Genomic DNA, 26710 nt, shown 5'->3' on the forward strand with positions numbered 1-26710 from the left:
GATCAGTCCCGCAGCAGGTCGTTGATCGAGGTCTTGGCCCGGGTCTGCTCATCCACGCGCTTGACGATGACGGCGCAGTAGAGGCTGGGGCCGGGGGTGCCGTCGGGGAAGGGCTTGCCGGGCAGGCTGCCGGGCACGACGACGGAATATGCCGGCACGCGGCCCACGAACACCTCGCCCGTGGCGCGGTCGACGATCTTGGTGCTGGCGCCGATGTAGACGCCCATGGACAGGACGGCACCTTCCTCGATCACCACGCCCTCGACCACCTCGGACCGGGCGCCGATGAAGCAGTTGTCCTCGATGATCACCGGGCCGGCCTGCAAAGGCTCCAGCACGCCACCGATACCGACGCCACCGGACAGGTGGACGTTGGCGCCGATCTGGGCGCAGGAACCGACGGTGGCCCAGGTGTCCACCATGGTGCCCTTACCGACGCGGGCGCCGATGTTGACGAAGCTGGGCATCAGCACCACGCCGGGGGCGATGTAGGCGCTGCGGCGCACGATGGCGCCGGGCACGGCGCGGAAGCCGGCGGCCTTGAAGCGGGTGTCGTCCCAGCCCTCGAACTTGGTGGGCACCTTGTCGAACCAGGTGCTGCCGCCCGGCGCGCCGGGCACAGGCGCGCTGTCGGTCAGGCGGAAGGACAGCAGCACGGCCTTCTTCAGCCACTGGTTCACCACCCAGGCGCCGTCCACCTTCTCCGCCACGCGCAACTCACCGGCGTCCAGCGCGGACAGGGCGGCCTCCACCGCGTCGCGCACCGCACCCTTGGTGCTGGCGTTCAGGGTGTCGCGGGCCTCCCAGGCCTGTTCGATTTGGGACTGCAGATCGGTGGCGGTCATCGTGGGCGTCGTCCGGATGGCGCTTGAAAGCGGCTTGGCAGGCGGGGCTGCGGATGGGCTGGATGTCCTGGCGCAGACGCACCCGGGCGGGGGGACAATGGCGGGCCGATTCGCCCCCTGTCAACGCCCCGCGGTGTCAGGCCAGACCCGACTTTGGTCCAGTGGGCAACTGTTCGGCGCGCGGATTGTCCGCGCTCAAGCCCCGCGCAGTTCCGCCGCCAGTTGCGCCAGCCAAGCGGACACGTCGGTGATGCGGTGGTGCACATAGGCCGGCACTTCGCCCTTGGCCGCCGGATTGGGCAGGGAGAAGGGGCTGCCAGTGTCCACGAACACGGTGGCCATGCCCAGGGCCGCCGCCGGTTCCAGGTTGCGGGCGATATCCTCCACCATCACCGCCCGTGTGGGGTCGATGCCGTGCAGCGACAGCAGGGTGTGGTAGGGGGCGGCCTCCGGCTTGGGTGTGTAGTCGGCGGCCACGATGTCGTAGACGGCATGGAAATGGTCCGACACGCCCAGGCGGCGCATGACGTTGTCGGCATGGCCGGCCGACCCGTTGGTGTAGATGATCTTGCGCCCCGGCAGGGCGGCCAGGCTTTCCGCCATGCCCGGCTGGGGCAGGATGGCGGTGACGTCGATATCGTGGACGTAATCCAGGAAGGCGCCCGGCTCCACCCCGTGGTTCAGCATCAGGCCGCGCAGGCTGGTGCCGTACTGGCGGAAATAATCCTTCTGCAACCGCCGCGCGGCGTCGGCGTCCAGGCCCAGGGCGCGGGCGATGTAGGCGCCGATGCGCACGTCGATCTGGGCGAACAGGTTGCACGCGGCCGGGTACAGCGTGTTGTCCAGGTCGAAGATCCAGGTATCGACATGGCCGAACGGGTGGTCCGTGGCGGCGGCCTGGGCGGCGGCGGTGGCGGTTTTCTGCGGATCGCTCATCATGGGTTTGAACATGGGCCCGTCTGCACGGATGAGCAAGCGCCGCCGACGGCCCCTTGGCCATGCCAGCGCCGGTGGTGCAACCCTATCCCGACGCGGTGCCGCCTGCCCGTCCGGGCCAGTTGCCGCCACCGGGGGACTAGGCTACTCCTTTTGTCGGGTATCTTTTGCGCTAAGGGGTTGCAGCGCCCCGCAGCACGGATGCCCAAGCATGCGGAAAAGGGACGGCAGCGGCATGGATTTCGATCATGACGATACCCGGCCGGTCCCGACGGGGCCGGCGGATGCATCCGGCGTCACGGGTGTCCAGTCCTTGCTGGACGGCTGGGCGGGGCCCGGGTTGCTGGTCGATGCCCAGGGGCGGATCGCCGCCGCCAACGGTCCGGGTGCCGCCCTGCTGCTGCGCGACGATGGCTGGGTGGGCCAGTTGACCGACTGGGTGGCCGACGGCAATGCCCTGCTGCCGGGCACCCACTCCAGCCCCCTGCTCGACCATGAGGTGGTGGAATGGGCCCCCATGGCCCTGCCATCCGGCGACTATCTCCTGCTGGGCCGCATGGCCACGCTGGAACGCCGCCTGCGCCAGGCGCTGACGGAATCGCGCCAGCGCTATAAGGACCTGGTGGAAATCTCCAGCGACTTCGCCTGGGAAACCGGTGCCGACGGGCGGTTCGCCTTCGTCTCGCCGGCCGGTGCCATCGGCTATCGCCCGGACGACCTGGTCGGCCGCCATCCGACCGACTTCCTGCTGCCGGAATTCGACGACGGCCTGTCGCCGTTCGAGACGCGCCAGCCCATCGAGCGCGTGGAGGTCTGGTTGCGCGCCGCCGATGGCCGGCCCGCCTGCCTGATTTCCTCCGCCTTGCCGCTGACGGGGCCGGATGGGCAATGGACGGGTGCGCGCGGCGCCTGCCGCGACATCACCGAGGCGCGGCTGCGGGCCATGGAACTGGCCCAGGTGCGCCTGCGCGAACAGTATCTGGGCTATATCGTCTCCTCCACCCGCGATGACGTCGATCCCGCCCGCACGCTGGAAATCGCGGCCGGCGTGGCGGTGAACGCCACCGGCGCCAACGGTTCCGCCCTGCGCGCGCGGGTTGAGGGTACGGACGACTATGTGCCCCTGGGCCTGATCGAGACCATGCCGCCGGCGTTGGCCGAGGCGCTGGCCGAACTGCCCCGCCGGGCGGCGGAAAGCGCCACGCCGGTGACCGACCGCGCGGTCGGTTTCGACGTCATGGCCGCCCGCACCCTGTTCCGGCATGAGGTCAACGGCGCCGTCCTGGTCTGGCGCCCGACGCAAGAAGGGGGTTCCGGGCACGGCTGGTCGGACGATGACCTGTCCATGGCGCGCACCATCGCCGACCATGTCGGTGCCGCCATCGCCCAGGCCCGCTATCAGGAACGGCTGAAGACCCTGTCGGAACGCGACGGCCTGACGGGCCTGTACAACCGTCGCACCGTCATGGACTTGCTGGACCAGCGCCTGTCGACCAAGACGGGCGGCACCTCCGCCCTGCTGTATTTCGACCTGGACAACTTCAAGGCCGTGAACGACCTGCGCGGCCACACGGCGGGCGACGACGTGCTGCGCGCCGTGGGCGACCTGCTGCGCCGCATGGCCCGCATCGGCGATCTGGCCGGCCGCCTGGGCGGCGACGAATTCGTGCTGTGGGTGGACCGGGTGGACGAAGCCCAGGCCCTGTCGGTGGCCGACCGGCTGTTGCGTGAGGCGGCGGAATTCCTGCGCCCGCTGTCGTCGGGGCCGGACAAGCCGCTGGGCGTGTCGGTGGGGGTCGCCGTGCATCGCGGCGGGGCGGGCGAACCGGTCCAAGGCCTGGTGGATCGCGGCGACCAGGGCATGTATGCAGCCAAGCGCCTGGGCAAGGGGCACCGCACGCTGTCGCCCGCCTATGAGGCCGGGCTGGAAACAAGTGAAGGGGAAGAGGGTAAGACGTGATGGGCGGACTGGATTACGATACCGCCAAGAAGTTGGCCTCCAGCGCGGACATGTCCGACCGGCGCTACGTCGCCGCGCGCGCGGACGTGCAGCCGGAAATCCTGTACCTGCTGGCCTCGGACCAGAGTGCCGACGTGCGGGTGGTGATCGCGCGCAACGACGCGACGCCGCGCCAGGCCGACATGATGCTGTCCACCGACGTGGACGAACGGGTGCGCACCGGCCTGGCCGGCAAGATCGCGGCCCTGGTGCCCACCCTGTCGGCCGACAGGGTGGGGCAGATCGAACGCATGACCCTGCAGATCCTGGAAACGCTGGCGCGCGACCGCGCGGTGGCGGTGCGGGGCGTCATGGTGGCGGCGCTGAAGGACCTGCCCAACGCGCCCCCGTCCGTCATCCAGCAGTTGGCCCGCGACCTGGACAGCAGCATCTCCGGCCCGGTGCTGCGCCATTCCCCCATCCTGACCGACGACGATTTGCTGGAGATCATCGCCGGCGCGCCGGAGGATGACCGCCTGTGCGCCATCGCGGAGCGCGCGGACGTCAGTGTCGCGGTGTCCGACGCCATCGTGCAGACGGAACGCGAATCGGCGGTGGCCAGCCTGCTGGGCAACGCCAGCGCCCAGATTCGGGAAGAGACGCTGGACCGCATCCTGGACATGGCGCCCAAGCATGAGCCCTGGCACGCCCCCCTGGTGCGCCGTCCCCACTTGCCGCCGGCGGCAGCCGCCCGCATCGCCGGCTTCGTCACCGACACGCTGGTGACCGTGCTGCAAAGCCGCACCGACCTGCCGCTGGAAACCCGCAAGGCCATCACCCAGGCGGTGCACCAGCGCCTGCCGGCCAAGGCCAACGGCAACGGCGACGCCCTGGTGGAGGAAGAGGAATCCAAGGAGCGACCCGCCGACCGTGCCCGGCGCCTGCACAAGGAAAAGAAGCTGACGGAGGATGTGGTGACCTCGGCCCTGGGCCAGGGGGATCGCGGCTTCGTCCTGGCGGCCCTGGCGCTGCTGTCCGGCTTGCCCCAGCCCATCGTGGAAAAGATCATCGCCGGCCAAAGCCCGCGCGGCGTCACCGCCCTGTGCTGGAAGGCGACGCTGAGCATGCGCACCGCCCGCCAGGTGCAGATGCGCCTGGCCCAAATCCCGCCGTCCAACGTGCTGAACGCCCGCGAGGGCACCAAGTACCCCATGACGGATGATGAGATGAAGTGGCAGCTGGAGTTCTTTGGCGTGGAGTGACCGGGCGCCACGATCTTCAGAAAACAAAAGCGCCGGGTGGATCGCTCCGCCCGGCGCTTTGCTTTTCCTGGTCGGCGGATCGGCTTACTTATGCCCGATCAGGGTGCCGGCGCCGCCCTCGGTGAAGATTTCCATCAGGATGGCGTGGGGCACGCGGCCGTCCAGGATGACGGAGGCGTCGACGCCGTTCTCCACCGCCTGGATGCAGGTCTCGATCTTGGGGATCATGCCGCCGCTGGCGGTGCCGTCGGCGATGCAGGCCTTCGCCTGGTCCACCGTCAGCTCGGGGATCAGGGTCTTTTCCTTGTCCAGCACGCCGGCCACGTCGGTCAGCAGCAGCAGGCGCTTGGCGCCGATGGCGGCGGCCACGGCACCGGCGGCGGTGTCGGCGTTGATGTTGAAAGTCTCGCCATTGGGGCCGAAGCCGATGGGGGCGATCACGGGGATCAGCCCCGCCTCCTGCATGCGGCGGATCATGTCGGGGTTGACCTTGTAGGGGTCGCCGACGAAGCCCAGGTCCAGCACCTTTTCGATGTTGCTGTCGGGGTCGCGCTTGGTGCGCAGGACCTTCTTGGCCTCGATCAGTTCACCGTCCTTGCCGGACAGGCCGATGGCGCGGCCACCCTGGTCGTTGATCAGCTGGACCAGCTGCTTGTTGATGGAGCCGGACAGCACCATCTCGACGATCTCCACCGTCTCCTTGTCGGTGACGCGCAGGCCGTCGATGAATTCGGCACTTGATCTTCAGCCGGTCCAGCATCTGGCCGATCTGCGGCCCGCCGCCATGCACCACCACCGGGTTGATGCCCACCTGCTTCAGCAGGACGATGTCGCGGGCGAACATCTCACCCAGACGCTCGTTGCCCATGGCGTGGCCGCCATACTTCACGACGAAGGTCTTGCCGGCATAGCGCCGCATGTAGGGCAACGCTTCCGACAGGGTGGTGGCCTTGCCCAGCCACTCTTCGCGGGAAACGGCCAGGGCGGTCTTGGCGTCGGTAACAGCGGTCATCGGCGTCGGGTCCGTCATCACGGGGGGGGGGGGAACGATAGGCGGTTCGTATCTATACCCGACCCGGCCCCAGGGCAATCCCCAGTGGCCGGCGGTGCGGCGATAGGGGGCACGCGTCCATCACGGGGCGGGGCGGCCCAAGGTTACGGGTTGGCCAGGGCCGCCAGCGAGGCCCGCAGTTCCGGCACGCCCTCGCCCGTCTCGCTGCTGGTGAACAGCACTTCGGGATGGGCGGCAGGATGCTTTTTCAGGGCGCCGGCCGTGGCGGCGTGGACGTGGTTCAGCGCCAGGCGGGTCAGCTTGTCGGTCTTGGTCAGCACCACCTGATAGACCACGGCGGCGTTGTCCAGCATGTCCATGACCTCCATGTCGATGGGCTTGAACCCATGGCGGCTGTCGATCAGCAGGCAGCAGCGGCGGAGCGTCACCCGGCCCTTGAGGTAGGATCGGACGAAGTCGTTCCAGGCCGCCACCTTCTCCTTGCTTTCCTTGGCGTAGCCGTAGCCCGGCATGTCCACCAGCGACAGCCGGTCGCCCAGGTCGAAGAAGTTCAGCTGCTGTGTCCGGCCGGGGGTGTGGGAGGTGCGGGCCAAAGTCTTGCGCCCCGTCAGCGCGTTCACCAGGCTGGACTTGCCCACGTTGGACCGGCCGGCGAAGGCCACCTCCGGCAGGTTCTGCGGCGGCAGGTCGCCCTGGGCCGCGGCCCCCCACTTGAACTCGCACTCCTTGGCGAACAGCAGGCGGCCGGTTTCCAGCGCCTCCGGCGTGATGGGGGACAGGGTGGGCAGGGGGGGAAGCTCGCGGGCCATGGGCCTTACTTTCTATCTCTACTCAAGGTTCAGGGGCATGGAACGGCGGTTCCATGCCCCTGAAGGATCGTGCTCTTCCGTGAGGTGGGGCCGCGCCATCACTGGTCAAGGCCCCACCAGCCGCCTGAGGCCCGCTGATGGGTTACCATCAGCGGGAACTGGATCACGTCGGCTTCACGCCCATGCGGCGCATCAGGACGTACTGCTGCGTCACGCTGAACAGGTTGGACCACACGTAGTAGATCACCAGGCCGGCGGGCAGGGAGCCCATCATCCAGGTGAAGACCAGCGGCATGGTCATCATCACCTTCTGCTGCGTCGGGTCCATGCCCGGGGCGGGCGTCATCTTCTGCAGCAGGAACATGGTGCAGCCCAGCAGGATGGGCCAGACGCCCAGGTGCAGGAAGAGGGGCGGGGTGAAGGGCAGCAGGCCGAACAGGTTGAACACCGTCGTCGGGTCAGGCGCCGAAAGGTCGTGGATCCAGCCGAAGAAGGGCGCGTGCCGCATCTCGATGGTGATCGACAGCACCTTGTACAGCGACCAGAAGATCGGCATCTGGATCAGCACCGGCAGGCAGCCGGTCATGGGGTTGGCGCCTTCCTTCTTGTACAGCGCCATCATCTCCAGCGACGCCTTCTGCTTGTCGTCGCCGGCGGCCTTGCGGATGGCCTCCACCTGCGGCTGCAGCTTCTTCATGCGGGCGGCGCTGCGGAACTGCTTCTGCGCCAGCGGGAACATGATGCCGCGCAGGCACAGGGTGAACAGCATGATGCCCAGGCCGAAGTTGCCCAGCAGGCGGCCGAAGAAGTCCAGCGCCAGCGAGAACGGCATGGTCAGGAACCACAGGTGGCCGAAATCGATGGCGCGGTTGAACAGCGGGATGCCCAAATCATCCTGGTAGCTGTCCAGCAGCTTCATTTCCTTGGCGCCGGCGAACAGGCGGGCGCTGCTCTCGGTGCTCTGCCCGGCCTCCAGCGTCACCGACGGCTCGGCATAGTCGGTCTGGTACAGGTCGCCCTTTTCCTGGTGGGTGACGTGGGCCGTCAGGGTCTTGCCCTGGTCCGGCACCAGGCTGACCAGCCAGTACTTGTCGGTGATGCCCAGCCAGCCGCCCTTGGTGTCGAAGGACTTCGAAATCTCGCCCGACACGTCCTTGTAGGAGATTTCGTGCAGGGTGCCGTCGATCTGGCCGATGGGCCCCTCATGCAGCATGTAGGAACCCAGCAGGGCCGGGTGGCCGGCGCGGGCGATGCGGGCATAGGGGTACAGGGTGACGGCACTGGTGCCGTTGTTCGTCACCTTCTGGCTGACGGTGAACATGTAGTTGGCGTCGATGGCCACCGTGCGCTCGAACGTCAGTCCCTGGCCGTTGTCCCAATGCAGGGTGACCGGGTGCGACGGCGTCAGGTCGGCGGTGTCGGCCGCCTGCCATTCGGTGGTGGGGCCGGGGACGGCCGCACCCTCGGCGGTCCAGCCGTATTCGGCGAAATAGGCGCCGGGGGCGCCGCTGGGCGACAGCAGGGTGACGGCCGGGCTGCTCTTGTCCACCGTCTCACGGTAGTCCTGCAGGCTCAAATCGTCGAAACGGCCGCCGCGCAGGTTCAGGGTGCCGGCCAGGCGCGGGGTGCGGATGGCGATGCGCTGTCCTTCGCCCAGCACCGTGGCCCGATCGCGCAGGGCGCCGGCCACATCACCGGCCGCCACGGCGCCAGGCGCGCCGGTGGGCGCGGCACCTGGGGTGGGCGGGGCCGCCTGCGCCTGCTCCGCTTCCTGCTTCGCCTTCGCCAGCTGCACCGCGCGGTCATGCGGCACCTGGTAGAAGAAGTGGAAGCCCAGCAGGATGGCGGCGGACAGGCCGATGGTGATGAACAGGTTCTTCTGATCGCTCATGTATTCAATTCCCACGACTTCCCGGCGCTAACCACCCGGGCCCAACGGCGAACGTATCGGATGCACGGCGGCAGGACCCTAACGGGCCGCGCGGCCCCCGTCCATATGGCAGCAATCAATGTCAGGTGAATGACGGCCGCGCAGGGCCGTTTCGGGCGGTTTGACGCGCCCGCCGCCCGCCGGCGGCACCGGGTCCAGCCCACTTCCGCCCCAGGGATGGCAACGCGCGATGCGCCGGGCCGCCAGCCAGCCGCCCTTGATGCCGCCGTGCGTGGCCAGCGCCTGTAGCGCGTAGGCCGAACAGCTGGGCTCGAACCGGCAGCGCGGGCCCAGCATGGGGGCCAGCAACAGCCGATAGGCATGGATGGGCAGGCGCAGTAGCCGGGCGAGCGGGGTCATGGTGCCGGCGGATCCCCGCCGGGCACGGTCCCGCCGTCGTCCGCTGCCGGCGCAGGCGCGCCGTCAACCCAGGCGCCCAGCTTTTTCAGGGCATGGGCCAGGTCGCGCACCAGATCGGCATAGGGGCGGGTCACGGTCTCGCTGCGGGCGATGACCACGAAATCATGGGCCGGCTTGGCATGGGGGGCCAGCACGGCCGCGACGGCCGCGCGAAGACGGCGCCGGGCACGATTGCGCGCGACGGCATTGCCGACCTTCTTGCTGGCGGTAAACCCCACACGCACCAAAACGTCGCCGGCGGGTGGCCGCTGGCGATCGTCGTGGGCGCGGGCTTGAAGAATCAGGCCGGGGGTTGCCCATTTGCGGCGCGCCCCAGCGACGGCCAGAAATTCTGACCGTTTCAGGAGGCGCCCCACCACGGCTGCGCGCCGGGGCGCCATCTGGCGCTTAGGCCGACAGACGCTTGCGGCCCTGGGCGCGACGGCGGGCCAGAATCTTGCGACCGCCGGGGGTGGCCATGCGGGTGCGGAAGCCATGGCGGCGGGCGCGCACGAGCTTGCTCGGCTGGAACGTACGCTTCACGACGGATACTCCGGTATAAGAACTGAAAAAAGGAAGGGCGTTGTATAGTGTCGGCCCGGCGCAGAGTCAATGCGCCAGTTGCAGAGACCAAACCCGCGCCGCCATGACCACACCTATGCGTGAATTCACACCCGACCCGTCAGAACCTTCATCGGTTGCCGGCCGGGCTGGCCATGTTCGCCGCTGGACGCTACGCCTGGCGCCGCTGGCCCTGCTGCTGTTGGCCCTGGCGCTTGTGCTGACCTTGGGCGGCCAGCGCTGGCTGACCATAGACGCTTTGGCCGGCCGGCTCCAGGCCTTGTCCGTGCTGGTGGCGGACCATCCCTGGTGGGCGGCCGGCGCCCTGGTGGCCGTCTCGGCCGGCACGGCGGCCCTGTCGCTGCCGGCGGCCACGGTGCTCAGCCTGGCGGCGGGTTATGCTTTCGGGGCGCCCTTCGGTGCGGTTCTCTCTGTTTCGGGCGCCACTCTGGGCGGCGTGGTTGCCTTCCTGGCCCTGCGGCAGGCGGGCGTGGGCGGCCTGGCCGCGCGGCTGCCCGTATGGCTGCGACCGCTGATGGGGAAAATGGCGGGTCGGCCTTGGGCGGTGATCATCATCCTGCGCCTGCTGCCGGTGCTGCCCTTTTCCGCCATCAATGTGCTGGCGGTGGCGATTCGCATGCCCCTGGGCATCTTCGCCGCCGGTACGGCCCTGGGCGCCTATCCGCCGCAGTTCCTCTACGCCCTGCTGGGTGCGCGCCTGCCGACCCTGCTGGCCCAGGGCGTGCGGCCGGGGGCGGGTTTGTTGCTGCGCCCGGACGTGGGCCTGCCGCTGGCGGCCCTGGTCCTGCTGGCCGCGGCGCCGGTTCTGGCGCGATACTGGCGCCGCACCCCATGATGCCAGCGGCACGAAAGTTGTGCCGCCGTAGCCCGCGATCACGGGCGCCGGAGCTTTCCGGGAAGCGAAGCGGACTGGAAAGCGCGGATAAGAGAAGGATGTGAGCCATGGCCTGGGACCCCGCGCAATACGGCTTGTTCGAGGCGGCACGCGCCCGTCCCGGCCATGATCTGATGGCGGCCCTGCCGCCGCTGAAGCCCGCCCGCGTCGTCGATCTGGGCTGTGGCGCCGGCAAGCTGACCATGGCGTTGGCCAGCCGCTGGACGGGGGCGGAGGTGGCGGGCGTGGACAGTTCCACCAGCATGCTGGGCCGCGCCGCCCAACTGGACACGCGCGTGGCCTGGGAACTGGGCGACATCCGCCAATGGCGGCCGGACGCGCCGGTGGATGTCGTCTTCTCCAACGCCGCCCTGCAGTGGGTGGAGGGGCATGAGGCGCTGTTCCCCCGCCTGCTGTCCGCCGTGGCGCCGGGCGGCGTGCTGGCGGCGCAGATGCCGCGCAACTTCGCCAGCCCCTCCCACGTCCTGCTGCGGCAGGTGGCGGCCGAGGGACCTTGGGCCGAGCGGCTGGAGGGGGCCTTGCGTGAGGCGCCGGTGCACGAACCGGCGCAGTATTACGACTGGCTGGCGCCGGCCAGCGCCCGAGTCGATGTATGGGAGACGGAGTACCTGCACGTCCTGGACGGCGCCGACCCCGTGCTGGAATGGACCAAGGGCACCGCCCTGCTGCCGGTGCTGGAAACGCTGCAAGGTGCCGAACTGGCGGATTTCCTGGAACGCTATCGCGCGGCCCTGGCGGTGGCATATCCCCGCCGCGCCGACGGCCGCACCCTGTTCCCCTTCCGCCGCCTGTTCATCGTGGCGACAAAACAGGGGTGATGCCCCCTCAAGCGCCGGCAGACGCTATCGCGCCCTACAGCGGCATGGGCCAAACGCGCACGCCGCTGGTATAAACCTCGAAACAACGGGGAGAGCTTGCCATGACCGTGCTTGAGGTCGCCGTCTATGCCTTGGTGCTGACCGGCGGCAAGACCGCCTTCTTCTGCGAACAGAAGGCCGACGCGGTGGAATGTTCCAACGGCCTGTCGGCGACGGAGGGGGAGAAGGGCACCATCCGTTATGACGATGGCGTCGTCGTCTCGCGCCTGGCCGACGGCAGCCTGTCTTTCTCCAACGGCATCACCGCCCATTGGGGGGCTGGCAGCTGGGTGCAGTTCAGCAACGGCGTGAGCCTGCGGCGCGTGGCCGGCGGCAACTTCAAATCCTCCACCGGCATGCTGTGCGACGCCGGCGGGACGACCAAGGCGTCGTGTCATGAGGAATAGGTTTTCGGTTTCTCAAGCGCCGGCGGCGCTTCCGCGCCTTGGCTATCCTCGCCTTCCGGTCCGCTACGCTCCCCAAAAGGCTCCGGCGGACGCCGTCGCGTCCTAGTCGCTACGCTTCCTTATACCACGCTGTCCGGCGCCAGGGCGCAGGGCTCGCCCCGGCCGCTTTCCACCTGCACCGTGGCATGGTTGATGCGGAATTGGGCCTTCAACTCGCGGCAGGCCTGGGCCAGCAGGCGGTCACAATCGGGATTGTCGGGCCGCACCAGGTGGGCGGTCAGGGCCGTGTCGGTGGTGCTGAGCGCCCAGACGTGCAGGTCGTGCACCTCCGTCACGCCGGGCAGGCCCGCCAGGTAGGTCCGTACGGCGGCCAGGTCGATGCCCGCGGGCACGGCATCCAGCGCCAGGCTCAGCGATTCGCGCAGCAATGACCAGGTGCCGATGACGATGACCACGCTGATCACCAGGCTGATCACCGGGTCCAGCCAGATCCAGCCCGTCACCATCATCAGGGCGCCGGCGATCACCACACCCAGGGTGACCAGGGCATCGGATGCCAGGTGCATGAAGGCGCTGCGCAGGTTCAAATCGTGCTTGGACCCGCGCATGAACAGCAGGGCGGTGCCGCCGTTGACCAGGATGCCGCCGGCCGCCACCCACATCATGACGGTGGGGGCCGCGGGCTCCGGCTCCGTGAAGCGGCGCACCGCCTCCCAGGCGATGCCGCCGGTGACCAGCAGCAGGGCCACGGCGTTGGCCAGGGCCGCCAGGATGGAACTGCCGCCCAGGCCGTAGGTGTAGCGGCTGGACGGCCGCCGCCGCGCCAGAATGACCGCTACCCAGCTGGCCGCCAGGCCCAGCACGTCACTGAGGTTGTGGCCGGCGTCCGCCAGCAGGGCCAGCGAATTGCTGGCCACGCCGTAGAATGCCTCCGCCGCCGTATAAGCCAGGTTCACGGCGATGCCGATGGCGAAGGCCGCACCCGCGTCGGCCGGGGCCGCATGGTGATGCCCGCCCAGGCCGTGGCTGTGGCCGTGGTGATCGTGGTCGTGATCATGCCCGTCATGGTCATGATCGGGGGCATGGTCCGCGTGATCGTGGCCCGCATGGTCATGCCCCTTGTGGTCATGGCCGGCGTGATCGTGGGAATGGTCGTGGTCGTGCGGCGGGGCCATGGGATCCGTCGATGGCAAAGGGCGTTGGCGGCAACCATACAGGCAGCCCGGACGGCGGGCCATCGGCTTGGGACGGGCCAGAGCTTATGACGCAGGCGCCTGCGGCTGCGATTCGCCGGCGTTCTTGGCTTGCGTCAATTGTTCCAGGCGGCTGCGATAGCCGCTGACGGCGGTCGTCACTTCCTGCGTCCGCTGCTCCGGGTCCGACACCCGGCTGGTCAGCGCCAGCAAGGCATAGGCATCGCGGTGCAGGTTTTCCAGGTCGGCGACGGCGACGTTGCCCTGGGCCTTCAGGGGGGCCAGCATGGCCGTGATCCGCTCGACCAGCGGCGTCGCCCGTTCCTGCAATGCGCCGCCGGGCAGCCGCCGCTCCAGATCCTCCAGCACGCCCAGCACGCGGAAGATGTGGTCCACCGCCCGCTTGTCGTTGGGCTGGGCGCGCAGGCCGGGCAGGGCGAATTCCACCAGGAAGGCCACCTGGAAGCCGTGGCGCACCACCTTTTCCGCGTCGATGACCTCGGTTGCCTTGGCCGTCAGCTCAAAGATGTTCACGCGCTCGATTTCGCCGCTGCTTTTCAGGCGCATGGGGTTGGGCACGTCGATCAGCTGCACCACCTGGCCCTCGCGCGGGGAGCGGCGGCGATCCGGGCCGATATAATCGCTGGTGACGACGAATTTCTTGCGGTTTTCCACCAGGTTGATCAGCCGTTCCTGCACCTGCTTGGGCGAGTAGGGCTTCACCAGGATGTCGTCGGCACCCGAGCCGGCGAAGCGGATCATCATCTGCTGGGTGGGGTTCCAGGTCATGGCCATGGCGCCGACAAAGGGGTTCAGCCCCGTCAGGCCGTGGCGGATGGCGTGGATCCAGCGCAGGGCCGCGCCCTCCGCCTGGTCGGCGTCCAGGATCACCAGGTCGGCGGTGGTGGGGCCGGCCGCCGCCTCCGCCAGGGTGGCGAAATCGGTCACCTTGTCCATGCCCATGCGCGCCAGCATGGCGCGCAGGATGCGACGCGTGTTGAGGTCGGCATCGACCAGCAGGGTCTGGATCTTGCTGAGGTCCGGGGTCATGGGCGTCGGGTGGGGCAGGCGGTTCTGAAGGGCGACCGGCCCCTCAAGCACAAGGGACCACCCGGGGATGAAGGACGGCCGGCAGGCGCGATCATTCCGTCACCCCAACGACGGTTCCGAATCATGGCCTCAATTTACCAGGAATGCAATCAAACGCGGATTTTTCCGGGGGATCCAAAGGGATGCCCCCGGAAGATAATCCAGATTGTCAGGGGTACGAGACGTCGTCTCATGCCCCCGGTCTTAGCCGGTGATACGGTCGGCCACCACCGGGCCGTGGCTGGCCGGACCGGCGCCCACGGTGACGGCCCGGCGCAGGGCCGCCACGGCGGCGGCGGCATCGGCTTCGGTCGCGGCATAGACGCGGGCGAGCGGCCGGCCACCGGGGCCCACCGCGGCGCCCAGTCCGGCGATGTCGGTGAAGCCCACGCTGTGGTCCACGCCATCCTGCGGGCGGGTGCGGCCGCCGCCCAGGGCCACCACGGCGATGCCGACGGCACGGGTGTCGATGGCGGTCACGGTCCCTTCGGCCTCGGCGTGGATGTCGCGCACCACCGGCCCCTGGATCAGATACCTGTCCGCGCGTTCCAGGAAATCGGCCGGGCCGCCCAGGGCCGCCACCATGCGGCCGAAGCGATCGGCCGCACTGCCGTCGGCCAGCGCCCGGTCCACCTTGGCACGGGCCTCATCCAAATCGGCGGCCAGGTCGCCCAGCAGGATCAGTTCGGCCGTCAGGTCGCGGGTGACCTCCCACAGGCGGGCGTCGGGCTTCTCGCCACGCAGGATGGCCACGCATTCCGCCACCTCCACCGCGTTGCCGGCGGTGGTGCCCAGCACCTCGTTCATGTCGGTCAGCAGCGACACGGTGGGCAATCCGGCACCCCGCGCCACGGTGGCGATGCTGCGGGCCAGCGCCTCGGCATCCTCATACTTGGCCATGAAGGCGCCGTTGCCGAACTTCACGTCCATCACCAGGCCGTCCAGGCCGGCCGCCAGCTTCTTGGACAGGATGGAGGCGGTGATCAGGTCGATGCTTTCCACCGTTGCCGTCACGTCGCGGATGGAATAGAGGCGGCGGTCGGCGGGCGCCAGGTCGGCCGTGGCGCCGATGACGGCGCAGCCGACCTCGCGCACCACATGGCGCAGCTTCTCCAGGTTCGGCTGCACGACGTAACCGGGGATGCTTTCCATCTTGTCGAAGGTGCCGCCGGTGTGGCCCAGGCCGCGGCCGGACAGCATGGGCACGAAACCACCGCAGGCCGCGACCAACGGGGCCAGCAGCAGGCTGACCTTGTCGCCCACGCCGCCGGTGGAATGCTTGTCCAGGATGGGGCCGGGCAGTTCTTGCGACCGCCATTCCATCACCGTGCCGGAATGCGTCATGGCGCGGGTCAGGGCCACGCGCTCATCCATGTCCAGTCCCTGGAAGAAGACGGCCATGGCGAAGGCGGCGGCCTGGCCCTCGGTCACGCGGCCGTCGGTCAGGCCATGCACGAAGTCGGTGATGCTCTGGGCGCTGAGGCGTCCGCCGTCGCGCTTCTGGCGTATGATTTCCTGGGGAAGCATGGATGTCCGTTATCCGTCGGGAGAGGTCAGTAGGTGCTGGGCCGGCCGGTGGCGCCGGCTTCCTGCCCCAGGGCCGCCAGCAAGGCGTCCAGCAGGCCGGAGGCGCCGAAGCGGAAGGTGGCGGGGCTGACCCAGCCAGGGCCGCAGATGTGGTCGGCCAGGGCCAGATAGTCGCGGGCGCCGTCGATGTCGCGGATGCCGCCGGACGCCTTGAAGCCGACGGGGCGTTTGAGCACCCCGTCTTCCGGCACCAGGCTGTCGCGACAGGCGGCCAGCATGATGCGGGCCGCCCCCAGGGTGGCGCCGACCGGCACCTTGCCGGTGGAGGTCTTCAGGAAATCGGCGCCGTTGCGCACCGCGATCTCCACCGCCCGCTCGATGAAGACGGGCTTGGCCAGGCTGCCGGTTTCCAGGATGACCTTCATCACGGCATCGCCCGCCGCCTCGCGCGTGGCGGCCAGCACCTCGTCCGGCTGGGTGCTGTTGGGGTACAGCATGATGCTGTGATAGGGGATGACCACGTCGATCTCATCGGCGCCGTCGGCCAGGGCCGCGGTGGTCTGTTCCGCCACCCGTTCCGGCGACAGGCTGCCGCCGGGGAAATTCACCACCGTGGCGATGCGCACGCCGCTGCCGGCCAGCAGTTCCCTGGCTTGCGGGATGAAGGATGGCCACAGGCAGACGGCGGCCACGGATCCCGCCGGGCTGAGCGCGCGGGCGCACAGGGCGGCGGCGGTGTCCTCATCCTCGCCTTCACCCAGGCTGGTCAGGTCCAGCAGGGGCAGGGCCCGGCGCGCCAGGGCGGCGTGGGCTTCGGCGTCCTCAGGTTTGATGGTCAGGGTCATGGCGCGTGCTCAGAAGCTGAGGTTGTCCGGCCCGAAGGAGAAGGGCAGAAGCTGATCCAGGGTGAAGGTGGCGCGCACCCCCTCCGGCCCCGCCACGTGGATCAGGGTGTCGGGGGCGGAGAATTCGCGCAGGCGCTGGCGGCAGCCGCCGCAGGGCGTGCACAGGCCGGACGCGTCGGCGGCCGGATCGGCCGGGCCGCCGATGACGACGATCTCCGCGATGCGCTTGGCGCCCGCCGTCACCATGGCGCCGATGGCGCTGGCCTCCGCGCACTGGCCCTGGGGATATGCGGCGTTCTCCACGTTGCAGCCGGCGAAGACCCTGCCGTCGGGCGTGCGGATGGCGGCCCCCACCTGGAAACGGGAATAGGGCACGTGGGCGTGGCCGCGCGCGGCGGCGGCGGCGGCGAACAGTTCGGGCACGGCGGGGGTGGGGGCCGGGGAGGGCGGGGGGGCGGGGCTGGTCATGTCGTCACGTCTCCTACGCGAAAAGAGGCGCGGTTCACACGTGCGTCTGCCGCCGGCCGCCCCCGCAACCTGACCAAATGGTCAAGATGACAAGGTGTGCCGAAGGATCGGAAACCGCAAGGCCAGAAACAAGAAAGCGGCCCTTGCGGGCCGCTTTCAATGACTTTTTTTGCCTATTCCCGCATCTTAATCGAACAGGGCGTCGATGTCCGACTGGCTGCTGGGGCCGGTGGGCTTGGGCGGCTCCGCCGGCTTGACCTCGGTGGCGTTGAACAACTCGTCGATGTTGTCCTGGCTGACGTCGGTCAGGGCCGGGCCGTTCAGCAGGTGGGCGTCGGGCCGGGTGTCGCCGGGCTTGGTCGACATCATGGCGTCGCCGTTGCCCTCCACCCCCCAGATGCCGATCATTGCCGCCACGCGATGCTCGATATACCGCAGGGTGTTCACCACCTTGGTGGTGCGCTGGCCGGTGATGTCCTGGAAACTGCAGGCCATCAGGATGGACATGACGTGGTTCTCGATCTCGGTGGCGATCTCGATAACCTCGATGTGGCCGGTGCGGGCCAGGCGTTCGGTGGTGGCCTGGATGGCCTCCGCGGCGCCCAGGATGTCGCTGGTCGCCCGTTCCGTCGCGGTGACGATGGCGTCCAGTTCCGAGGTGGCGGCCAGGATGCGGCTGTTGGCCGAATCCTTGGGCACCATCTGGGCGATTTCCTGCTTCGTCTGCTCGATGTGCGACGACAGCTGGCGCAGTTCATGCCGCATCATGTGCATGTGCGGATGTTGGGCCGCGACGGCGATGGTGCCGTCGGCCAACTGATGGCTCATGGACTGCAGCTTGCCGACCTCAGCCTTCAGCACCGCCAACAGGTCGGTGCCGCCGGCGGCACCGGCATTGCGCATCTGCGCGTCGCGCCGTTCCAGGAAGGCCCGGGTCCGCGGATCGCGCAGCAGGTCGGTCTCAATGGCCGTGTAATCGGCGGCCGTCAGGGCCGCCGTTTGCGCCACACCCGTCTTCTGACCCATCGCGGGTTACTCCAGCGTGCCGAGGACGCTCTCGATCTTCTTCTTCAGCGTTTCGGCGTTGAACGGCTTCACGATGTAGTTGTTGACGCCGGCTTCCTTGGCGGCAACGACGTTCTCGGTCTTGGATTCGGCCGTCACCATGATGAAGGGCGTGCCCTTCAGGCGCACGTCGGCGCGCACTTCCTTCAGCAACTGCAGGCCGGTCATCGGCTCCATGTTCCAGTCGGAGATGACCAGGCCCACCGGGGCGGCGCGCAGCTTGCCCAGGGCCTCGGCGCCATCGGCCGCCTCTTCGATATTGGTGAAGCCGATCTGGGTCAGCAGGTTGCGCACGATGCGGCGCATGGTGGCGTAATCGTCGACGACGAGAACGGAGGTAGCAGAGGCCTTGGCCATAGGGACGTGTCTCCAGGGGTACTAGGGCTCGGGTTAATATTGAGGAGTGGTTATTAAAAGGAGATGAACAAAAAGCCGCCTTGGGGCGACGAATCGCTCGCAGGGCAGCTTTTCGAATGATTTCGCGCGAGACCCTACCATGAACTGGTTCGTCCGCCCACCACCCACCCGTATGGGGAGCATCGAAAGAAGGTGTGCCGCCAAAGGCTTCCCCGGCAAGGGCCCGGATTTCCAGGGTGTTTGCGTTATGCAATGCCTATGGCAAGCAACCTAACCTAAGGATGTGATGCGGGATGCGTCGATAGGTGTACTTCCGTCGGCCTATAGCGAATGGCGTAGACCGACACCGCCGGCGGAGATTGTGGTTATGCATTTGAAATTAAATACAAATTTTGGCTTCGGTGCACAATGCCGAGTCAATTGGCACGGTGGATGCTTCTATTCCGGCATGAACCAACCTGGGCAGCAAGCCCACCCGAACCGATAGGAATTCACGTCATGATCCGCCGCATCGCCGTCGCCGCCACTGCCGCCGTTGTCTTCGCCGCTTTCGCCGCCGCCCCGTCCTTCGCCGCCACCACCGGCACCTCGGGTACCGTGCAGCTGAACAGCACCGTGGCGCTGACCTGCACCGTGGCCGTCACCGACAGCAATGCCACGCTGAACATCCTGGCCGGCTCCAGCAACGTGCAGGTCGGTTCGGTGGTTGAGAACTGCAACGACGGTGCCGGCTACACCATCACGGTGGCCTCCGCCAACAACGGCGCGCTGAAGTCCTCGGCCACCGGCGCCCAGGCCATCAACTACACCACCACCTACGACGGCACCAACGGCTCCGGCTCCAGCTTCACGGTCACCCGGTCGGGCGCGCAGTTCGCCAAGACCGCCGCCATGTACGTGACGGTCCCGGCCAGCGCCCAGGCCATTGCCGGCAGCTACGCCGACACCCTGACGGTCACCATCGCCGGCAAGTAAGCCGCCGCATCGGTTCGGTAGCGTTCGCGAAGGGGCGGTCCCAGCCGGGGCCGCCCCTTTGTGCTGTCCGGCCCGTGGCTGAATGCATCTTGTAATGCATTGATTCTGTTGAATTTATTTTCTGAGGGATATTGCGAAACGCCATGGGTGGCGGGCGTCCCTTCCCGATCGGGCGGAGTCAGATTCTAAAATCATGAGTTATTCCAGTTACTTGGATGAAGTTCCCCGCATGGGGCCGGCACTGGCACCCGAATTGCTTATATCGAAAGTATCAAATAGCCGGGCAACAAGCCCACCGAACCGATAGGAACTTTCGCCATGATCCGCCGCATCGCCGCCGCCGCCGTTGTCCTCGCCGCTTTCGCCGCCGCCCCGGCCTTGGCCGACACCTCCGGCAGCGTGAAGCTCAGCGGCACCGTGGCGCTGTCGTGCAGCGTGGCCGTCACCGACAACAACGCCAGCCTCAACATCCTGTCGGGCTCCAGCAACATCACCGTCGGCGCGGTGGTCGAGACCTGCAACGATGGTGCGGGCTACACCATCACGGTGACCTCGGCCAACGGCGGCAGCCTGAAGTCCAGCGCCAACGGCGCCCAGCCGGTCAGCTACACCACCATCTACGACGGCCAGTCCGCCACCGGCACCGTCAACGTCAGCCGTTCCTCCGCCCAGTTCGGCAAGCAGGCCACCATCGCCGTCACCGTCCCCGCCAACGCTCAGGCCATCGCCGGCAGCTACAGCGACACCCTGACCGTCACCATCCAGGGCAAGTGAGCACGGGAAACAGTTCGTTAAGGGCTTCAAGAACCTGATCTTTTAACCGGGGTGTATTCCCATCGGCCTCTCGGTTACTCTCAACGGTATTGCCGGGGCCAAGCGTTAGGGGCTTGAGGGTGACTTTGAACGAACGCGGCGCACGACCGGTGCGCAGACCAGGTCCGACGGGTTCGGGCACCCCGGGCGGCCCTCAGCCAGCGGCACCGGGCCCCCGGGGTGGTGGCGTGACCTCCCGCCTCATCGGCACGACGCTGGTGGGGGTGGTCGCCACGGTGGCCCTGCTGTGGTTCGTGGTGGCGTCGGGGGGCAACTGGCGCTTCTACGTCAATCCCGAGGGCCTGGTGATCGTGCTGGGCGGCGTCGTCTGCGTCGCCCTGCTGGCCTTTCGCGGTGATGAGATCCGCGCGGCCCTGGGCGCCCTGGTCGGCATCGTGCGCGACCGCGACAGCATCCACACCGACGTGGCCGAATTGCTGGAGGTCGCGCGCCACCTGCATGAAAAGCGCATCCAGGCGGCGGACGAACGGGCGCAACGCGTGGGCCATCCCTTCCTGCGGCTGGGCCTGCAGATGGTGGTGGACGGCCAGCCGCTGGAGGACCTGCTGCAGGTGATGAACTGGCGCATCCAGAAACAGATGGAGCTTGAGGCCGGCCAGTCGCGCTTCTTCCGCACGCTGGCGACATTCTCCCCCGCCTTCGGCCTGCTGGGCACGCTGGCCGGCATGGTCGGCATGCTGAAGCATCTGGGCGAGGGCGACATCGGCCTGATCGGCGGCAGCATGGCGGTGGCGATGCTGGCCACGCTGTACGGCCTGATTCTGGCCAACCTGGTGTTCAAGCCCATCGCCATCAAGCTGGAACAGCGCACCGGCCGCCGTGTCGCCCTGCTGAACGTGCTGCTGGAGGGGGTCGTGCTGACCCACCTCGGCCGTTCCCCCACCCTCATCCAGGACAGCCTGGACCACTACCTGCGCGACGCGCGGGAGGAGGACTGGGGTGGCGCCTAGTGATACTGATGACCCGCCGCCCAAGCCGCGCCATACGGCCCGCGTCTTCTCCAGCGCCAGCGTCGTGCTGACCAATCCCCCCCAGGGCGGCCAGCAGACGCCGTCCCTCGCCCAGCCGGCGACACGCACGCGGCCCAGCGGACGCAGTGGCCGCCTGCCCGGTGACCGCCAGCACGGCACCGTGCCCGGCCGCATGCCCGGCGAACCGGCGGAGGAGTCTGAGGAATGGGTCATCAGCTACATGGACATGGTCACGCTGCTGATGATCGTGTTCCTGGGCATGGTGGCCATCCTGGGCCTCAACGGCCGCCTGAAGGTCCGCAAGGATGACGCGGCGGAGCCCGGTGCCGGTCGGGTGGCCGTGAGCGCAGATCCCGTGGGCGCCCCGGCCCGCGACATGGCCAAGGATCCCACGGCGGCGTCGGTCTCCAGCCCGACCTTTCCGCCCATCCCCCCCATGCCACCGCCGGTCAAGCCGGCGGATGACGTGCCCCTGGGCTCCCCCCCTGACACGGATGCCAATACCCCATCCGGCCTGCCCGATGCCGCCCCGGCGGAAGAGGCGACCGACGCCGCCAAGCGTCTGGCCCAGGATCTGGAGGCGCAGAATCTGCCGCCGGACGTTCAGGTGACGGCGCGCGGCAAGGGCCTGTCGATCGAGATCAAGGACCGGGTGCTGTTCGCCTCCGCCCGGGCCGATCTGGGCGATGAGGGGCAAAAGCTGCTGTCCCGCCTGGTGCCCATGCTGCAATCGCTGAAGGGCATGGTGACGGTGGAGGGGCACACCGACAGCAACGCCATCAACACCGCGCGCTTCCCCAGCAATTGGGAACTGTCGGCCGCCCGCGCCGCCGCCGTGGTGCGCATGCTGATCAACGACGGCGTGCCGGCCAACCGCCTGCGCGCCGTGGGCTACGCCGATACCCGGCCGCATGATGCCGGTTCCGACCCCGCGGCACCCGACCACGACCGCGCCGCCGACCGCCGCGTCACCTTGATCGTCGAGACGCCTTGAGCGCCTGCGGGCGGGGGGACGCCGGCAGCGGTACCTCGCGCCACGTTCCCGGCGCGATGCCGTCCAGGGTCCAGTCGCCCACGGCCCAGCGCACCAGGCGCAGGGTGGGGAATCCCACCGCCGCCGTCATGCGGCGGACCTGGCGGTTACGCCCTTCCCGCAGGGTCAGTTCGATCCAGCGGGTGGGGATGGCCGCGCGATAGCGGATGGGCGGGTCGCGGGGCCATAGGGCCGCGGGCTCCTCCATCAGGCGGGCGCCGGCGGGTAGGGTCGGGCCGTCCTTCAGGGTGACGCCCCGGCGCAACGCGTTCAGCGCCGCCTCATCCGGCACACCCTCCACCTGCGCCCAATAGGTCTTGGGCTGCTTGTGCTTGGGATCGGCGATGCGATGGATGAGGGGGCCGTCATCGCTCAGGATCAGCAGGCCTTCGCTGTCGCGGTCCAGCCGCCCGGCGGGATAGACGCCGGGCACATCGACGAAGTCCTTCACCGTGGCCCGGCCTTCACCATCGCTGAATTGCGACAGCACGTCGTAGGGCTTGTTGAACAGGATCAGCCGGGACATGGGGACGCGCGCCTCACGCCCGCTGGGCCAGGGCGTGCACCAGGATGGCGGCGGTGGCCGAGACGTTCAGCGACTGCACCTGGCCGCTGCCCTTCAGGGTGACCAGCTGGCTGCACGCCTGCACGGTCATGGCGGGCAGGCCCACTTCCTCGTTCCCCAGGATCAGGGCGGCCGGCTTGGCGCCGGCTTGCGACAGCACGACGGCCGGGTCGGGATGGTCGCCCAGGGCGGTGCCGACGATGCGGTAATGCTGGCGCAGGTGCCGCAGGCTGGGGACGAAACGCGCCATCTGGTACAGGGTCACATACTCGAACCCGCCCTCGGCCACGCGATACGCCGCTTCCGACGGCAGGGCCTGTTCGGCATGGTCGGACAGCACCAGGCGGTTGATGCCGAAGAAGGCGCAGGTGCGGACGATGGCGCCCAGATTGTGCGGGTTGCCGACGCCGTCCAGGATCATCAGCGGCTCACGCGCCGCCGCCCATCCCTGGGCCGCGTCCAGGTCGAAGGGCAGGACGGGCCGCGCCGCCGCCACCGCCACCACGCCGCCGTGCAGGGGCGTGCCCGCCACCTTCTCCATCTCCTCAGGCGGCAGCAGGCGGTAGACCTTGCGCGCCTGCGCCAGGGTGGAGCAGTAGGCGCCCACCTTTTCCTTCATGCGATCATCGAAGAACAGCCGCTCCACCCGGTCCGGATCCTGGGCGAACAGGGCGGACACGGCTGGCAGGCCCAGGATGCGAAAGGGCTTGCGGCGGGTGCTGTCGCCGGCGGCGGCGCTGTGGGGGTCCGGCATCCCTGGGATCCTCATGCGGAAAGCGGGTGGTGATGGGGGCGCATGAAGCGCGGCAGCCCGCGGACCGTCAATCGCTTTCGTGCAGCCGTCCCAGCCGCACGCCCGTGCGCTCCAGCAAATCGGCGAAGGCGCCGCCGGCCAGATAGGCCTGTTCCACCTGGCGGCTGGTCACCACCGGGTCCAATCCTGCCAGCACATCGTCGGGCAGGGCCGGGTGCACCATGATCAGCGTGCGGTCGCGGGCAGGGCTCAGGAACTTGGCCATCAGGGCCGGGAAGTCGCGGGTGGGTCCGAAATCATACACGCCGCGGAAACCCCGGTTGGTGGGAATGCCGCGCCGCGCCGCCTCTGCCCGCAGGCCCCAGGCCAGGGTGGCGATGATCAGGGTTTTGGCGCTGTCCACGCCCCGAGCCAGGATGGCGGTCAGCGGTTCGGAACAGTCGCGGACATAGACGCTGCCCCTGGGATAGCGCCGGGCGATGGTGTCCAGCAGCAGGCCGCGCACGCCCGGCAGCAGGTGGACGTGCTGGTGCCCGTCGACATGGGCGGGCGGGCGGCCCATGTGGCGTTCGAACAGCGCCAGCTGGCGGTCGATCTCCGCCTTGATGTCGGCTTGGGCCCCCGGCCCCATCAGGCGGCCGGTCAGGGACCGGGCCATCAGGTCGCCCACGCTGCCGAAACGGCCGGTGGGGGCCAGGACCCGGCAGGGGCCGGCCGGCTGCTGGTCGGTCAGGGTCAGGTGCAGGCCGATGTCGGCCTGGTCCGCCACCTCCGCCAGCCAGGGGGCGTGGTCCGGCCAGAAGGCGGTCGCCGTCATGCAACTGGTGCCCGACAGGCGGCCCTGGCGGATCAGGTCCAGGATGCCCTGGGAAACTCCCGGCGACAGACCATAGTCGTCAGCGTTCAGCACGATGGTGGCGGTCATGGGCGGCGTCCCTCGGCCAGCAGCTTGGGGATCTCCGGGTTCAGGTCCATGCCGCTGGGCAGGGGGGCGGATGTGTCGGTGATCCAGGCCAGGATGTCCTGCCAGACCGTCTGGGCGTGGATGTCGCGCAGCATCATGTGCCAGGCCGTGGGATAGAAGGCGATGCGCGGTCCCCCCTGGCTCAGGTCCGGCAGATGGGCCAGGGCCTTGGTCATGGGCTCCCGCGGGATCAGTTGCTCATGCTGGCCATACATCACCAGCGACGTCACCCGGAAACTGGGGGTGGCCGCCATGGCCGTGTCCATCAGGTCGGTCAGGCCCCGCAGGCTGTCGATCCGCGTTTCCTTGACGACCAGGGGGTCGCGGCCCAGGGCGATCATCATGGGGATGTTGTCCGACGCCTGCACGTGCACCAGGCCGCGCGGCGGGCTGACGGCCAGCCACGGCACCGTCCAGCTGGCGACCGCCAGGGCCCAGCGCTGGTAGAAGGGCATGGTGCCGCGCGACCAGACGGCGGGGGCGGTCAGGATGGCGCCCTTGAAGCCCGTGGGCAGATCATGCCCCGCCAACGCCGACAGGATCACCGCCCCGCCCATGCTTTCCCCCGTCAGGAACAGGGGCGTGTCGGGATAGCGGGCGTGCAACGCCGCGGCCGTGTCCCACAGGTCGCGCACCATGATGTCGCCGCCGGCCCAGACGCCGGGGTTGGGGTTGCGGCCGAAACCACGCTGGTCATAGGCATAGGTGGCGACACCGTTTTCCGCCCACCAGCGGCCCGGCGCGTCATAGGAATTGGCGTAGTCGTTGAAGCCGTGCAGCGCCAGGATGACGGCGCGCGGGGGGACGCCGTCGGCCGGCAGCCAGGACTGGGTGGGCAGCTTGACGCCGTCGCGGGCGGTGAAACCCCGGTCGGTCAGCACCGGCGTCACCGCCACCAGCGGCGCGTTGATCCGCCCGGTGGGGACGCAGGCGCTCAGCGATGTCATCAACGGCGCTGCCAGGCACAGCAGGGACAACAACAGCCGGCGGGGCCATCGATTTCCCGGCCCCGCATGATCAATTGTTCCGGACTGTGCGTCGGGGGCCTCAGTGCTGGCCATCAGGGCTGGCGGGCGCGCGGGTCAGCTGAAGGAAGATGTCCTCCAGGTCCGATTCCTTGGTGCTGAGATCGACGATGGTCAGGCCGGCGGCGGCGATGGCGTTCAGCACCTCGCCCACCTTCACCCGGCTGGGCGGGTACTGCACCGTCAGTTGCCGGCCCTTCAGGGTGACATCGAAGGCCGACAGGGTGTCGGGCACCGCCTCCAGGTCACGGTCCACTACCGCCACCAGATCCTTGCGGTCCAGGGTGCGCAGCAGCTTGTCGGTGCTGTCGCAGGCCACCACCTGGCCATGGTTGACGATGGCGATGTAATCACACAGTTCCTGGGCTTCTTCCAGGTAGTGGGTGGTTAGGACCACGGTGGTGCCGGCGCGGTTCAGTTCGCGCACATGGGCCCACAAGGATTGGCGCAGTTCCACGTCCACGCCGGCGGTGGGTTCGTCCAGCACCAGCACCGGCGGGGTGTGCACCATGGCCTTGGCCACCATCAGGCGGCGGCGCATGCCGCCCGACAGGGTGCGGGCGTAGGCGTTGGCCTTGTCCTTCAGGCCCACCGCTTCCAGCAGGCGGTCGGTCTGGCGTTCCGCCTTGGGCACGCCATAGAGGCCGGCCTGCAGGTCCAGCAGTTCCCGGGGCGTGAAGAAGGGGTCCATGTTCAGTTCCTGGGGCACCACGCCGATGGCGGCGCGGGCGGCCCGGGCATCCTGGTCGATGTCGATGCCCCAGATCTTGGCGGTGCCGCCGCTCTTGGTCACCAGGCCCGCCAGGATGTTGATCATGGTGGACTTGCCGGCGCCGTTGGGGCCCAGCAGGCCGTAGACGGAACCGCGCGGGATGGCCAGGTCGATACCCTTCAGCGCCAGCTTGGCCGGCGCCTTGCCCGTGGCCTTGTAGGTCTTGGTCAGGCCGCGCAGTTCCACCGCCAGGTCGGGCTGGTTTTCGGCAGGCGTGCTGGAATGGGGCCGGGAATCGGGCGCGCGCGTATCGGGCATGGGATCGGTGCGGTCCATCAGGGGCGTCTTGGAACTTCAAGGAAAGCCGCCGGACGCAGCCGGTTTCAAGCTTTCTTCGGGCGCATTACGGGGTACACCCGCGATACCCCAGGGTCAACAACGGCCGTCACACCCTCCGCCG

General features: G+C 68.7%; 28 protein-coding genes and 1 pseudogene. 9 read left to right on the plus strand and 20 right to left on the minus strand.

Annotated elements, in window-relative coordinates:
* Positions 1-2: 2 nt before the first annotated feature.
* Both dapD and PW843_22505 read right to left on the minus strand, forming a co-directional pair.
* Complete coding sequence (gene dapD, locus PW843_22500) at positions 3-845, minus strand: 2,3,4,5-tetrahydropyridine-2,6-dicarboxylate N-succinyltransferase (protein MDE1149335.1); 843 nt, start codon at positions 843-845, stop codon at positions 3-5.
* A gap of 195 nt (positions 846-1040) precedes the next feature.
* On the minus strand, positions 1041-1796 hold the full coding sequence (locus PW843_22505; protein ID MDE1149336.1) for a pyrimidine 5'-nucleotidase: 756 nt from the start codon (positions 1794-1796) through the stop codon (positions 1041-1043).
* Between the two features lie 196 nt (positions 1797-1992).
* On the opposite strand from PW843_22505, the gene PW843_22510 reads away from it, so the two are divergent.
* Both PW843_22510 and PW843_22515 read left to right on the plus strand, forming a co-directional pair.
* Positions 1993-3741, plus strand: a complete 1749-nt coding sequence (locus PW843_22510) for a diguanylate cyclase (protein MDE1149337.1) — start codon at positions 1993-1995, stop codon at positions 3739-3741.
* The gene (locus PW843_22515) at positions 3741-4982 is read left to right on the plus strand and encodes a DUF2336 domain-containing protein (protein MDE1149338.1); all 1242 of its coding nucleotides are present in this window, start codon (positions 3741-3743) and stop codon (positions 4980-4982) included. The genes PW843_22510 and PW843_22515 overlap by 1 nt, the downstream gene beginning before the upstream one ends.
* An 84-nt stretch (positions 4983-5066) precedes the next feature.
* Here the strand turns inward: PW843_22515 and argB are convergent.
* From argB to rpmH, 6 genes and pseudogenes are all read right to left on the minus strand, one after another.
* Positions 5067-5994 (minus strand): annotated as a pseudogene (gene argB / locus PW843_22520) (acetylglutamate kinase).
* Positions 5995-6137: 143 nt separating this feature from the next.
* On the minus strand, positions 6138-6803 hold the full coding sequence (yihA, locus tag PW843_22525; protein ID MDE1149339.1) for a ribosome biogenesis GTP-binding protein YihA/YsxC: 666 nt from the start codon (positions 6801-6803) through the stop codon (positions 6138-6140).
* A 163-nt stretch (positions 6804-6966) separates the two neighbouring features.
* Positions 6967-8694: a membrane protein insertase YidC gene (gene yidC / locus PW843_22530; GenBank protein ID MDE1149340.1), complete on the minus strand. Its 1728-nt coding sequence runs from the start codon at positions 8692-8694 to the stop codon at positions 6967-6969.
* A 78-nt stretch (positions 8695-8772) separates the two neighbouring features.
* Positions 8773-9093: a membrane protein insertion efficiency factor YidD gene (yidD, locus tag PW843_22535; GenBank protein MDE1149341.1), complete on the minus strand. Its 321-nt coding sequence runs from the start codon at positions 9091-9093 to the stop codon at positions 8773-8775.
* A complete protein-coding gene (gene rnpA, locus PW843_22540; protein MDE1149342.1) occupies positions 9090-9533 on the minus strand; it encodes a ribonuclease P protein component in 444 nt (147 codons plus the stop codon). The genes yidD and rnpA overlap by 4 nt, the downstream gene beginning before the upstream one ends.
* A gap of 7 nt (positions 9534-9540) precedes the next feature.
* Entirely contained in the window at positions 9541-9675 is a 135-nt protein-coding gene (gene rpmH / locus PW843_22545; GenBank protein ID MDE1149343.1) for a 50S ribosomal protein L34, read from the minus strand.
* Between the two features lie 115 nt (positions 9676-9790).
* Between rpmH and PW843_22550 the strand changes: the two genes are divergently transcribed.
* The 3 genes from PW843_22550 (at position 9791) to PW843_22560 (ending at position 11873) form a co-directional block, all read left to right on the plus strand.
* Complete coding sequence (locus tag PW843_22550; protein ID MDE1149344.1) at positions 9791-10549, plus strand: VTT domain-containing protein; 759 nt, start codon at positions 9791-9793, stop codon at positions 10547-10549.
* 107 nt (positions 10550-10656) lie between these two features.
* Positions 10657-11427 carry a methyltransferase domain-containing protein gene (locus PW843_22555; GenBank protein MDE1149345.1) on the plus strand — a complete coding sequence of 257 codons (771 nt, stop codon included), beginning with the start codon at positions 10657-10659 and terminating at the stop codon, positions 11425-11427.
* Between the two features lie 101 nt (positions 11428-11528).
* A complete protein-coding gene (locus PW843_22560) occupies positions 11529-11873 on the plus strand; it encodes a hypothetical protein (GenBank protein ID MDE1149346.1) in 345 nt (114 codons plus the stop codon).
* A 119-nt stretch (positions 11874-11992) separates the two neighbouring features.
* Here PW843_22560 and PW843_22565 read toward each other — a convergent pair whose 3' ends face one another.
* The 7 genes from PW843_22565 to PW843_22595 form a co-directional block, all read right to left on the minus strand.
* Positions 11993-13048 carry a cation diffusion facilitator family transporter gene (locus PW843_22565; protein ID MDE1149347.1) on the minus strand — a complete coding sequence of 352 codons (1056 nt, stop codon included), beginning with the start codon at positions 13046-13048 and terminating at the stop codon, positions 11993-11995.
* Positions 13049-13132: 84 nt separating this feature from the next.
* Positions 13133-14167, minus strand: a complete 1035-nt coding sequence (locus PW843_22570) for a response regulator (GenBank protein ID MDE1149348.1) — start codon at positions 14165-14167, stop codon at positions 13133-13135.
* Positions 14168-14359: 192 nt separating this feature from the next.
* The gene (deoA, locus tag PW843_22575) at positions 14360-15682 is read right to left on the minus strand and encodes a thymidine phosphorylase (protein MDE1149349.1); all 1323 of its coding nucleotides are present in this window, start codon (positions 15680-15682) and stop codon (positions 14360-14362) included.
* Between the two features lie 26 nt (positions 15683-15708).
* Entirely contained in the window at positions 15709-16527 is an 819-nt protein-coding gene (gene deoC / locus PW843_22580) for a deoxyribose-phosphate aldolase (protein MDE1149350.1), read from the minus strand.
* A gap of 9 nt (positions 16528-16536) precedes the next feature.
* Positions 16537-16995 carry a cytidine deaminase gene (gene cdd, locus PW843_22585; GenBank protein MDE1149351.1) on the minus strand — a complete coding sequence of 153 codons (459 nt, stop codon included), beginning with the start codon at positions 16993-16995 and terminating at the stop codon, positions 16537-16539.
* Positions 16996-17181: 186 nt separating this feature from the next.
* Positions 17182-18021, minus strand: coding sequence for a protein phosphatase CheZ (locus PW843_22590; GenBank protein ID MDE1149352.1), 840 nt, complete (start codon positions 18019-18021; stop codon positions 17182-17184).
* Positions 18022-18027: 6 nt separating this feature from the next.
* Positions 18028-18417, minus strand: coding sequence for a response regulator (locus PW843_22595; GenBank protein MDE1149353.1), 390 nt, complete (start codon positions 18415-18417; stop codon positions 18028-18030).
* Between the two features lie 498 nt (positions 18418-18915).
* Here PW843_22595 and PW843_22600 point away from each other — a divergent pair, with 498 nt between their 5' ends.
* From PW843_22600 to PW843_22615, 4 genes are all read left to right on the plus strand, one after another.
* On the plus strand, positions 18916-19392 hold the full coding sequence (locus PW843_22600; GenBank protein MDE1149354.1) for a hypothetical protein: 477 nt from the start codon (positions 18916-18918) through the stop codon (positions 19390-19392).
* Between the two features lie 318 nt (positions 19393-19710).
* Complete coding sequence (locus PW843_22605) at positions 19711-20166, plus strand: hypothetical protein (protein ID MDE1149355.1); 456 nt, start codon at positions 19711-19713, stop codon at positions 20164-20166.
* A 227-nt stretch (positions 20167-20393) separates the two neighbouring features.
* On the plus strand, positions 20394-21176 hold the full coding sequence (locus tag PW843_22610; protein ID MDE1149356.1) for a MotA/TolQ/ExbB proton channel family protein: 783 nt from the start codon (positions 20394-20396) through the stop codon (positions 21174-21176).
* Positions 21166-22191 (plus strand): OmpA family protein, encoded by a 1026-nt coding sequence (locus PW843_22615; GenBank protein ID MDE1149357.1) that lies wholly within the window; start codon positions 21166-21168, stop codon positions 22189-22191. The genes PW843_22610 and PW843_22615 overlap by 11 nt, the downstream gene beginning before the upstream one ends.
* Here PW843_22615 and PW843_22620 read toward each other — a convergent pair.
* The 5 genes from PW843_22620 to PW843_22640 all read right to left on the minus strand — a co-directional run bounded on the left by PW843_22620 (position 22166) and on the right by PW843_22640 (position 26568).
* Complete coding sequence (locus PW843_22620; protein ID MDE1149358.1) at positions 22166-22756, minus strand: rRNA large subunit pseudouridine synthase E; 591 nt, start codon at positions 22754-22756, stop codon at positions 22166-22168. The genes PW843_22615 and PW843_22620 overlap by 26 nt on opposite strands.
* Positions 22757-22769: 13 nt before the next feature.
* On the minus strand, positions 22770-23549 hold the full coding sequence (locus tag PW843_22625; GenBank protein ID MDE1149359.1) for an RNA methyltransferase: 780 nt from the start codon (positions 23547-23549) through the stop codon (positions 22770-22772).
* 67 nt (positions 23550-23616) lie between these two features.
* Entirely contained in the window at positions 23617-24474 is an 858-nt protein-coding gene (locus PW843_22630) for a ChbG/HpnK family deacetylase (GenBank protein ID MDE1149360.1), read from the minus strand.
* Positions 24471-25460: an alpha/beta fold hydrolase gene (locus PW843_22635; GenBank protein MDE1149361.1), complete on the minus strand. Its 990-nt coding sequence runs from the start codon at positions 25458-25460 to the stop codon at positions 24471-24473. Before PW843_22635 ends, PW843_22630 begins: the two co-directional genes overlap by 4 nt.
* 100 nt (positions 25461-25560) lie before the next feature.
* Positions 25561-26568 carry an ABC transporter ATP-binding protein gene (locus tag PW843_22640; GenBank protein MDE1149362.1) on the minus strand — a complete coding sequence of 336 codons (1008 nt, stop codon included), beginning with the start codon at positions 26566-26568 and terminating at the stop codon, positions 25561-25563.
* Positions 26569-26710 lie beyond the last annotated feature (142 nt).

The organism is Azospirillaceae bacterium (genome assembly GCA_028283825.1).
Classification (GTDB): domain Bacteria; phylum Pseudomonadota; class Alphaproteobacteria; order Azospirillales; family Azospirillaceae; genus Nitrospirillum.